This is a genomic window from Pseudoalteromonas sp. UBA2102, from assembly GCF_002331165.1.
Taxonomy (GTDB): domain Bacteria; phylum Pseudomonadota; class Gammaproteobacteria; order Enterobacterales; family Alteromonadaceae; genus Pseudoalteromonas; species Pseudoalteromonas atlantica.
This window is the reverse complement of the sequence record NZ_DCYU01000024.1, coordinates 23,342-33,468: the sequence shown is the minus strand read 5'-3', so window position 1 is coordinate 33,468 and position 10,127 is coordinate 23,342. Positions and strand designations below refer to the sequence as shown.

The 10,127-nt window shown below is 40.1% G+C and carries 13 protein-coding genes; 4 read left to right on the top strand and 9 right to left on the bottom strand.

The window, feature by feature from the left end:
* The 3 genes from tsaD to B2R65_RS02715 all read right to left on the bottom strand — a co-directional run.
* Positions 1–764 (bottom strand): tRNA (adenosine(37)-N6)-threonylcarbamoyltransferase complex transferase subunit TsaD (gene tsaD, locus B2R65_RS02725; RefSeq protein ID WP_286740838.1); only part of this gene is annotated, 764 nt, incomplete at its 3' end.
* A gap of 172 nt (positions 765–936) precedes the next feature.
* A complete protein-coding gene (locus B2R65_RS02720) occupies positions 937–1,527 on the bottom strand; it encodes a YjaG family protein (RefSeq protein WP_004588549.1) in 591 nt (196 codons plus the stop codon).
* A complete protein-coding gene (locus B2R65_RS02715) occupies positions 1,511–1,870 on the bottom strand; it encodes a putative signal transducing protein (RefSeq protein ID WP_024034351.1) in 360 nt (119 codons plus the stop codon). The genes B2R65_RS02720 and B2R65_RS02715 overlap by 17 nt, the downstream gene beginning before the upstream one ends.
* An 83-nt stretch (positions 1,871–1,953) precedes the next feature.
* Here B2R65_RS02715 and B2R65_RS02710 point away from each other — a divergent pair, with 83 nt between their 5' ends.
* The 3 genes from B2R65_RS02710 to B2R65_RS02700 all read left to right on the top strand — a co-directional run bounded on the left by B2R65_RS02710 (position 1,954) and on the right by B2R65_RS02700 (position 4,588).
* Positions 1,954–2,391 (top strand): DUF2721 domain-containing protein, encoded by a 438-nt coding sequence (locus tag B2R65_RS02710; RefSeq protein ID WP_286740833.1) that lies wholly within the window; start codon positions 1,954–1,956, stop codon positions 2,389–2,391.
* Positions 2,392–2,837: 446 nt separating this feature from the next.
* Positions 2,838–3,722, top strand: coding sequence for a LysR family transcriptional regulator (locus B2R65_RS02705; RefSeq protein WP_286740830.1), 885 nt, complete (start codon positions 2,838–2,840; stop codon positions 3,720–3,722).
* Between the two features lie 245 nt (positions 3,723–3,967).
* A complete protein-coding gene (locus B2R65_RS02700; protein WP_286740828.1) occupies positions 3,968–4,588 on the top strand; it encodes a 2OG-Fe(II) oxygenase in 621 nt (206 codons plus the stop codon).
* A gap of 63 nt (positions 4,589–4,651) precedes the next feature.
* Here B2R65_RS02700 and ubiA read toward each other — a convergent pair whose 3' ends face one another.
* Both ubiA and B2R65_RS02690 read right to left on the bottom strand, forming a co-directional pair.
* Entirely contained in the window at positions 4,652–5,530 is an 879-nt protein-coding gene (gene ubiA, locus B2R65_RS02695; protein WP_286740825.1) for a 4-hydroxybenzoate octaprenyltransferase, read from the bottom strand.
* Positions 5,527–6,066 carry a chorismate--pyruvate lyase family protein gene (locus B2R65_RS02690; protein WP_286740823.1) on the bottom strand — a complete coding sequence of 180 codons (540 nt, stop codon included), beginning with the start codon at positions 6,064–6,066 and terminating at the stop codon, positions 5,527–5,529. Before B2R65_RS02690 ends, ubiA begins: the two co-directional genes overlap by 4 nt.
* Positions 6,067–6,220: 154 nt before the next feature.
* Between B2R65_RS02690 and B2R65_RS02685 the strand changes: the two genes are divergently transcribed.
* Positions 6,221–6,619 (top strand): flagellar basal body-associated protein FliL, encoded by a 399-nt coding sequence (locus B2R65_RS02685; RefSeq protein ID WP_024034357.1) that lies wholly within the window; start codon positions 6,221–6,223, stop codon positions 6,617–6,619.
* Positions 6,620–6,621: 2 nt separating this feature from the next.
* Here B2R65_RS02685 and glpG read toward each other — a convergent pair whose 3' ends face one another.
* The 4 genes from glpG to B2R65_RS02665 all read right to left on the bottom strand — a co-directional run bounded on the left by glpG (position 6,622) and on the right by B2R65_RS02665 (position 10,093).
* Positions 6,622–7,443 (bottom strand): rhomboid family intramembrane serine protease GlpG, encoded by an 822-nt coding sequence (glpG, locus tag B2R65_RS02680; protein ID WP_096740041.1) that lies wholly within the window; start codon positions 7,441–7,443, stop codon positions 6,622–6,624.
* Complete coding sequence (glpE, locus tag B2R65_RS02675) at positions 7,440–7,757, bottom strand: thiosulfate sulfurtransferase GlpE (protein WP_004588558.1); 318 nt, start codon at positions 7,755–7,757, stop codon at positions 7,440–7,442. The genes glpG and glpE overlap by 4 nt, the downstream gene beginning before the upstream one ends.
* A gap of 64 nt (positions 7,758–7,821) precedes the next feature.
* A complete protein-coding gene (gene tdh, locus B2R65_RS02670; RefSeq protein ID WP_004588559.1) occupies positions 7,822–8,847 on the bottom strand; it encodes an L-threonine 3-dehydrogenase in 1,026 nt (341 codons plus the stop codon).
* A gap of 49 nt (positions 8,848–8,896) precedes the next feature.
* Entirely contained in the window at positions 8,897–10,093 is a 1,197-nt protein-coding gene (locus tag B2R65_RS02665) for a glycine C-acetyltransferase (protein ID WP_286740815.1), read from the bottom strand.
* Between the last annotated feature and the right edge of the window lie 34 nt (positions 10,094–10,127).

Below are 10,127 nucleotides of genomic sequence, written 5' to 3'. Positions count from 1 at the left end.
AGAGCACGCTTACACTTAATAACCAATGTATCAATCACTGCTGTTTGAAACGCATGGGCGATATCTGCTTTGGTTTGTGCGTCATCATCATTTTCGCGAATCGCTATAGAAGCCGCTGTTTTTAAGCCACTAAAGCTAAAATCAAGGCCTGGCTTATCCGTCATAGGGCGTGGAAAAACAAACCGTTTTGCAACACCTTGCTCAGCCATTTTAGCTAGTCGAGGGCCGCCTGGGTAATCAAGCCCTAGCAGTTTAGCTGTTTTATCAAATGCTTCACCTGCGGCATCATCAACAGATTCACCCAATACTTCGTACTGGCCTATACCGGCTACTTTTACCATCATGGTATGGCCGCCCGACACTAGCAAAGCAATAAAGGGAAACTCAGGCACGTTTTCTTCAAGCATAGGAGCAAGTAAATGCCCTTCCATATGATGCACGGCAACAGCTGGAATATCCCAGCCATAGGCTAAAGAGCGGCCAATAGAGGTGCCTACTAATAACGCCCCGACTAAACCAGGGCCTGCGGTGTATGCAATGCCATCTAAATCTTCTGGGCCACAACTGGCTTGAGCAAACGCAGCGTCAATAAGTGGCAGGGTTTTACGAACGTGATCGCGCGATGCAAGCTCAGGTACAACACCGCCATAATCTGCATGTACTTTTACTTGGCTGTATAACTGGTGAGCCAATAAGCCTTTTTCATCATCGTAAATTGCAATACCGGTTTCATCACACGATGACTCAATGCCTAAAATTCGCACTTTACTTCTCCTGCCTTTATTTACTGCTTAACCTGCACTGTGGTTAAGAAATTTACACACATATTTAAAACTATTTAATTTTATCATTCTCTAGCTAAGGTTTTTACTAAGTTCAACGTAATAAACGCTAAAAATTGCTAGAGAGCAATTAACCACAGTTAATTAATTACAACTATAACGCCAAACCAATATTGGTTTGTCCATCTGCAACGGCCTGCTTTTTAAGTGCCTTAACGTTTTCTGAAGTCACTCGGCCCATATTTTCTACAAAGTCGATTAGCTCACTCAACACTTCAATTTCGTATTGCATTAATGGGTGTTCTCGTACGGCTTTATTGTCAGCCACTTCACCTTCAACCGTCATTTGGTATTCAATAAAACGCGCCACTGTTGCTTGCGATATTTTACTAACGCTTATAAATTCTTGCTCGTCTTGCCCCATCAAGCCGTGCATTAGACTCAAAAGCGACGTTGCAGCGTCTATTGCAGGGTAAGTACCAAACATATCAAAGTCGGCAAGTTCAGGTACATTTGGCTCAATTTTTTCTACTTGTTTTTCGAGATCTATTTTACTTTTTGGTAGTAATATTTTTTCCCAGCAAACATTTAACGCACTGCGTAATAAGGCTTCATCACCAAAACCGGTGGCTTCACTAAATAAACCATAATTAGGTAACATACGCTCAATTAAAGCACTTGCTAACACCGCTTTTTGTAAGTAGTTTAGCTCTCTAATACGTTGAAAGTTATTCGCTTTTGTCATTTCTTAACGTCTCACATGACCAACAAAAATCAAATGTTGATCCATTATGCTCATTACAGTTAGGGCATACCCAATCTGGAGCGGATTGTTTTACTTGTTGGTAGTTTACCAATATTTCGCGCGCGTGGCGCTCTTTTATCGAATAAACCTGCACACTTACTTGGGTTTGTTCAAAGGGGATTTCGCCTAAGGCGCCTTGAAGCATTTCACCTTGAATTTGGCACTCAATTCCCGCGCTTAATAACAGCCCTTTGATTATATTTGCCTCTAATGTGTTATCTGCTTTGTAGAGCGTTACCCACTGAAAAGCTTGCTGAGTACTATGAGTATTAATATTTTGCAATTATCACCTCAATAATTTTGTGTTTACAATATCCTACGATACTCTACTAAAGTGTATAGCAGGTAACTTTTTAGGATAAAACAATGACACTTACTACCCCAGGTTTACTTTTCCCAGCAATCTCACTGTTGCTGCTTGCTTACACAAACCGCTTTTTAGTACTAGCGCAATTAATCCGAGAATTAAATTCTCGAGAAGGTGAATCTATTCGCCCCGTTGTTGTGGCTCAAATAACAAACTTAAGAAAGCGCATTAAGCTAATACGTACCATGCAAGTGTATGGTGTGGCGTCTTTTTTATTGTGTACGCTATCAATGTTTGCCTTATTTATAGAATTTAATACCATAGGCATTATTTTGTTTGGGGTGAGCTTAGCGTGCTTAAGCCTTTCGTTATTAACATCGTTATTTGAAATTCATATTTCGTGCGACGCCATAGAAATAGAGCTACAAAGTATTGAAGACAAACCCTTAAGTAACCGCATTACTAAAAACTTTACTAACAAAAGTAATAAGCCTTAGCGGCTTATTTTTCTAAAATCTTAAACAATAATAAAGCGATGGCATAACCTAAAACTATAAGCGTTTATGCCTCACTTCATTACAAATCACTACGTAGGATTTTCCTATAGCCTTTTTTCTGGCATACTTTTTTATTAATTAATGCTAAATTATGTCTAAAGTATTACTTTTAAAAGCATCAAAGCGCCTAAGTCATTGTATTTAGTCTTACTTGCTAACATAGCTTAGTTTTAAATAGAGTAATAAATCACTATAAATAAGCCTAATTGGTAATACTTTTAAATGCGTCTTCTCTTTAAATAATACTAAAAGAGGGATATGCTGAGGCAAATATGTCATAAATTTGCAAACACAGTTACATATTAGGCTTCGCTTTTTGAAAGCTCGAATCTAATATTATTGATGTTCGCGGCACACGCGACTTACTTATAAAAAGGGACTATAAAGTGAGATTTGAACAGTTAGAACAATTTGTAGCGCTTGGTGTGTTACGCCACTTCAGACAAGCAGCCGAACAAACTCAAATTAGTACATCAGCGCTAACGCGCAGCATTCAAACCCTAGAAGACGAAATGGGGTACGAACTGGTGAAACGCTCAACACGTTCAGTAAAGTTAACACCCGAAGGCGAGCTATTTCTTGATTACGCCAAAAACACCCTTGCCGAACTTGAGCATACAAAAAAACGAATTTCTCAATCGGTTAACGGCAATACTGACGAAAAGTTAGTCATTGGCTATACCAACAAAGCCAGCAGTGTAGTACCTATCTCATGCGGGCAATTTTTAGCACAATACCCCCATGTTAAAATAGAAATGCAATTGCAAGAGCAGCACGAACTTGCACGCAAACTGCAAGAGGGCGAGATTGATATCAGTGTTTATTCGCAGGCAATTAACAGCATCGGCAGCGACATACACCTGCCAGACCAACTGGTATTGTTTGTTTCTAAACATCATCCGTTAGCAAATAAAAGCGATATCAGCAAACACGATTTAGATAGCTACCCTATGTACGGCTGTTTTTCTCAGTCTAAACAAGTACAAAGCATGCTTAACGAAGCCATCGATATGCTCAACAAATCGGCTAGCATTAAGGTAGGCAGCATTGAGCAAGTAATGTCAGGGCTGGTTAAATCAGATCACTTTGCTATTGCAAGTATTGAACACGCGAGCACTCTTGCAGAGCACACAGAGCTTGTACAGCTAAAAACAAATAAAGACTTAAGTCACGAACAACTTGTTATACAAACAAGCCAACAAGCAGCAGTTAGCGAACACATTGACCATTTATTATCTCTTATCAAAAAAGCATCTATGACTATTACTTAAGCCAAGATAAAAATAGCATACCGCATTGCCCTTAAACCTTTTAAGGGCAACCAATTTAGATAGCCCTTACTGATTTACTCTTCTTGTTACCAAAACCTGCAGCACAGCTGCTTAACCTAAAAAGCCCTTTTAGTTTTTATGCTTACGCGTTAGGTTTTTATTTGCTTAAGTAGCGGCGCACAAACCACTAGCTATTAAATTTTTTTAGGCTACACTGTCGCACCTTTTTTAATCAACAGACATAAATGAACACACTTTTTAGTTCTGATGTTTATTTAGATGCAATAGAAACCCATGGTTATGTTGTTATACCTAACGCACTTATTAGCGAGCTAGTAGAGAGTTTAATCACCGATTGCCACCGTATTAACCCACATTTTAGCGCTGCAGGTATTGGCCGTTTAAATGACTTACAAATAAATAAAACCATTCGTAAAGATAAAACCTATTGGTTTGATGGCAGCTCACAAGCACAGCTAACTTATCAAGCAACAATGGAAAGTATAAAAATCACACTTAATCGGCAGTTTTTTTTGGGCTTATTTGATTATGAGTGCCACTACGCTAAATACACCCAAGGCGACTTTTATAAAAAGCATTTTGATGCATTTAAAGGGCGATCTAACCGCGTATTTACAACAATCCTTTATTTAAATACGCCCGAGCAAGGCGGCGAGCTTGTTATTTACAAGCCAAAAAGTAAGCAAGTAGAGATAATAATCAAACCCACCGCGGGGACACTCGTTATGTTTGAAAGCGAGCGCTTTGCACACGAGGTATTACCTGCCATTAATGAGCGCTACTCTATTGCTGGCTGGTTTAGAAAGAACGCCTCAATAAGTGGAGTAATTGACCCGCCACGATAAAACCAACATAGCCACAACAACTAGTGGCTATGCTGAGGTTAAATTAATAGCGCTGAGATGAAATTAACGCGCAAATACAAATGACAAGAACAAGCCAACAAAAATAGCTAACCCCACATAGTGATTATTTAAAAACGCTTTAAAACATGCATCACGCGCACGTTTATGAATAAGCACTTGCTGATAAATAAGTAACCCAGCGGCAGTACATAAACCTGCAACAAACGCCAAGCCTAGCTGGTTAATTAAGCCAATAAGCGCCAACAACGCTATAAAATTAGCGTTTAATAAAAATATAATATGACGGTCGTATTTACCAAATAAAATAGCAGTAGATTTAACCCCTATTTTTAAATCGTCATCTCTGTCGACCATGGCATACATAGTGTCGTACGCTACCGTCCAACAAATATTTGCAACAAATAACAGCCACGCCTGCAGCGGTAATGAGTCTATTGATGCCATATATGCCATAGGTATCGCCCAACCAAATGCAGCGCCTAAGACTACCTGCGGAAGATGTGTATAGCGTTTCATAAACGGGTAGCAAAATGCCAGTGCCAACGCCCCAAATGACAATAAAATAGTGTTGATGCTAAGTAGTAATACCAATACAAAAGCAATGGCTATCAGTAATATAAATAAACTCAGTGCTTCACCAGCACTTACTTGTCCGGTGGCCAAAGGCCGCCCTGCTGTACGCTTAACTGAGCCGTCTATTTTTCTATCTGCAAAATCGTTAATAACGCAGCCAGCACTGCGCATAACAATTACGCCTAAGGTAAATACAATAAAGTTAACTAAGCTTGGCATACCACCGTTTGCAAGCCATAAAGCCCAATAAGTAGGCCACAGTAATAGTAATGTACCGATAGGTTTGTCAATGCGCATGAGCTGAATATAAAAAGGGCTATGCTGTAATTGCAAAGGGGCTAATTTCATGAGTACAAATAGGCTCCGGGTAAAAATACTTCGCACACTAAAAAGTGATAATCATTAATAGAAAACACACTACGACGACCTAATAAAGGGTGCGTAGTTAAATTCAACTCTTTAACAAGTGACTGCAGCGCATGTTCTGAGTCAAAGCGCCCTACCTCTATATTACTTCGGGTAAGTTCAGAGTGCTGAAAAATAACATCACCTAAAGGGCGCGCGCCCATATTATGCAGTGTTGTTTGGGTTTGTGTACTGGGCAGCCAACTTTGGGCATACACCATGGGTGTATTGTCACACAATAAAAGCACCTCACGATTAAGTGCTTTATTTGTATTTGAGCCTAGTAGTTGTTGCTGTGCATCGCTTAGGGTAAAAGTTTGCTCATTAAGCACTTTTACACTAAAACTTTGTGCATTACTTTTTAATTTAGCGGTTAATGAATGTGGCTCAAATAGCCACTCTTGCTCTAACGCAGATAAGTTATTTACCAAAGAAGCACATTGCCAATTGGCAGATATAGAAAGCGGAAATGTAATCACAATAGCTCAATAAAATTAAAACCGAGACGATGATAACATTGCCAAAGCATTTGAAAAAGTGATGTTTTACTGCCGATAAATAATTGCAGGAGCTGTTTATTAGGCGCTATTAAGTATAAACTATTTGTATTAAGAAAATGGAAACACACTAAAGATGAAAAAAATAGTATACGCAGGTTTTTTAGCACTGATCCTAAACTGTTTTAGCTTTTCGGCAAAAGCGGAATCGACAGTGGGCTATTTTGGTTTTGAGCCAGACATTATTACCAATTACATAGGCGCCTCAAGTAAAAAAATGGGCTATGTACGCGTGACTATAGATTTAATGCTTAGCAATAATGCAGATATTGCTATTGTAGAGCACCATACCCCGCTTTTACGCGATGCGTTAGTAGAAATACTATCTAAAGAACCTGAAGAAAAAATAAAGTCGCTTACTGGGCGTGAAGAAATTAGAGCAAAGTGTGCCGAAAAATTAAAAAGCCTGTTAAAAGAAGAAACAGGCCAAGAGATTATTCGTGAAGTATTATTTACTAAGTATTTATACCACTAAGCTTACGCTTTTTTAGCATTAAATAAATTAGCGGTTACGGCATAAGCCATGCCGCTTAAAAGCCCACCTAAATGCGCCCAATTAGCCATACCAACAAACAACACATCAGCAAAACCGAGTACCAGCCAAATTAACATAAAGCCAATAATGGCAGTGCTTACTAGCGCTGGCTGCTTAGGATTTAAATAGCTGTGGATCCAACAAAAACCCAATAAACCATACACAACGCCACTTAAGCCGCCAAAGTTAGGCCCCACAATTAAAAACTGAGCCCAGTTACTAATAAGTGCAGTAACCACAAATAGCCCAACTAAGCTCAGCTTGCCGCATTGCTTTTCAATATTATCACCTAACGACATCCACCAAATTAGGTTAAATACAATGTGCATTGCGCTAAAATGAACAAGTGCTGGCGTTAACCAGTTCAGTGGTTGGCTCGGGCTAAACTGCAAAGCAGTATAAATTTGCTCAAAGCCACCCAATAAAAATGCAAAGTAAATAGCAACGCTTACAATACTTACGGTTTTATTTAGCCAGCTTAGTGCTTTAAAGCGCGCCACTAAATTAAGCGACTGTCCTTGATACGTTAAGCCAGATTGTGTACTGCCCACATCCCAAGAGGCTTGTTGATAACGCTCATGATTGGGGTTTTGTACGAATTCAGCCCACAAAGGTTGCACTTGATGAAAGTGCTCGCCCGCAACACAAATAATAACATTACTGCCATCAGCACTGCGCAGTTGCCCTTCAAAGCCTTGGCTTTTTAAATAATCTATAAAGCCCTGTGCGGCACGAGGATTATTTAAACTACCTAGCTCAATCATCGTTCCACTTTCTCGCTGTAAGCCGCTTCCCAAGCCGTAAAGCCACCATCCATGCTATATACATCTTCAAAGCCCTGCTCTACTAAATAACTAGCCGCCCCTTGTGAGCTCATGCCGTGGTAGCAAACAATAATAATGGGCTGATCGAACTCTTTTTCCATCATAAACTGAGCTATATTGGCATTTGAAAGCGCTTCAGAGCCAGGAATATGCCCTGCTTGGTACGAGTTAGGATCGCGTATATCTGCAATCACTACATCTTCTTTATCAAGCAGTTCGTGCGTTTGTGCTATAGATATATGTTTAAATGCCATTGAAATCTCTTTTAAAAATATAATAAAAAGGCGGCTTAAGCCGCCTCTGTATGCAAACTTTAAACTATTCCCAGTTTAAAATTACTTTACCAGATTGACCTGAAATCATCATATCAAAGCCAGCTTGGAAGTCATCTACCGAATATTGATGCGTAATAATAGGGTCTAAATTAAGGCCTGATTGAATCAAGCTTGCCATTTTGTACCACGTTTCGAACATCTCGCGACCATATATACCTTTGATCACTAAGCCTTTAAATATAACTTTATTCCAATCTACGGCCATATCTGATGGCGGAATACCCAGCATGGCAATTTTGCCACCATGGTTCATGTTATTTAACATAGAATTAAAGGCGCTTGGCACACCTGACATTTCAAGGCCAATATCAAAACCTTCAGTCATACCTAGCTCATTCATTACATCTTCAAGCTTATCATTCGCAACGTTTACGGCACGTGTAGCGCCCATTTTACGTGCAAGCTCTAAACGGTATTCGTTAACATCGGTAATCACAACATGGCGAGCACCCACATGCTTAGCAACGGCCGCCGCCATAATACCAATTGGCCCAGCCCCTGTAATAAGCACATCTTCGCCCACTAAATCAAACGATAAAGCGGTGTGCACAGCATTACCAAACGGGTCAAAAATAGACGCAAGCTCGTCAGAAATATTGTCAGGAATTTTAAACGCATTAAAGGCCGGAATAACTAAATATTCAGCAAATGCGCCTTCGCGGTTAACGCCCACACCGGTTGTATTTCGGCACAAATGCACACGACCAGCACGACAGTTACGACAATGCCCACACGTAATATGTCCCTCGCCAGATACGCGGTCACCAACTGCAAAGCCACGTACTTCTTGGCCCATATCAACCACTTCACCCACGTACTCATGGCCTACAACCATAGGGGTCGGAATGGTTTTTTGTGACCACTCATCCCATTTATAAATATGAACGTCGGTGCCACAAATCGCGGTTTTACGAATTTTAATGAGTAGATCGTTATGCCCTACTTCAGGCTTGGGTACGTCGGTCATCCAGATGCCGGTTTCGGCTTTTAATTTTGATAAAGCTTTCATAGTTAACACTCAACTAAAAAACCGAAGCAATACTTCGGTTTATAAAAAATTAAATAACGCCCATTTCTTTACCAATACGGGTAAAGGCAGCAATTGCGGTGTCTAGTTGTTCAATACTGTGCGCAGCAGAAATTTGTGTACGAATACGCGCTTGGCCTTTTGGCACAACAGGGAACGAAAAGCCGGTTACATAAATGCCTTCAGCGAGTAGTTTGTCTGCCATTAATGAAGCAACTTTAGCATCGCCAAGCATTACAGGAATAATGGCATGCTCTTTACCCGCACACGTAAAGCCAGCGGCTTCCATTTGCTCACGGAAATATTTAGCATTTGACCAAAGTTTAGCGCGTAACTCGCCACCATTTTCAAGCATTTCGAGTACTTTAATTGACGCAGTTACAATTGAAGGCGCTAATGAATTTGAGAATAAGTAAGGGCGCGAACGCTGACGTAGCCATTCAACAATTTCTTTTTTACCTGATGTATAACCGCCTGATGCACCGCCCAGCGCTTTACCTAGCGTACCGGTAATAATGTCTACACGGTCAAGCACATTACAGTACTCAGGCGTGCCTTTACCGTTTTCGCCAACAAAGCCTACCGCATGTGAGTCATCAACCATCACTAATGCATCATACTTATCAGCAAGGTCACACACAGCTTCAAGGTTACAAATTACGCCATCCATAGAAAACACGCCATCGGTGGCAATTAATTTTGTTTTAGCGCCCGCTTCATCAGCTGCAATAAGTTGCTTTTCAAGATCCTCCATATCGTTATTAGCATAACGAAAACGCTTAGCTTTACATAAGCGTACGCCATCAATAATTGATGCGTGATTTAGAGAATCAGAAATAATAGCATCTTCAGCGCCTAAAATAGTTTCAAATAGGCCCGTGTTAGCATCAAAACAAGACGAGTATAAAATTGTATCTTCGGTTTCTAAAAACGCGCTAATTTTTTGCTCTAGTGTTTTATGAATATCTTGCGTGCCACAAATAAAACGCACTGAAGCAACACCAAAGCCATGGTCATCTAAACCACCTTGCGCTGCTTTAATTAGCTCAGGGCTATTTGCTAAGCCTAAGTAATTGTTAGCACAAAAATTAATAACTTTATCGCCAGATGCAACTTCTATTTGAGCTTGTTGCTGCGAGGTAATAATACGCTCACTTTTATACAAACCTTGCGCTTTAACGTCTTCAATTTGCTCTTGTAGTTGGCTAAAAAAAGCAGATGCTCTCATCTGTAGTCTCCAATTAAATGAACGGGTAAACAAC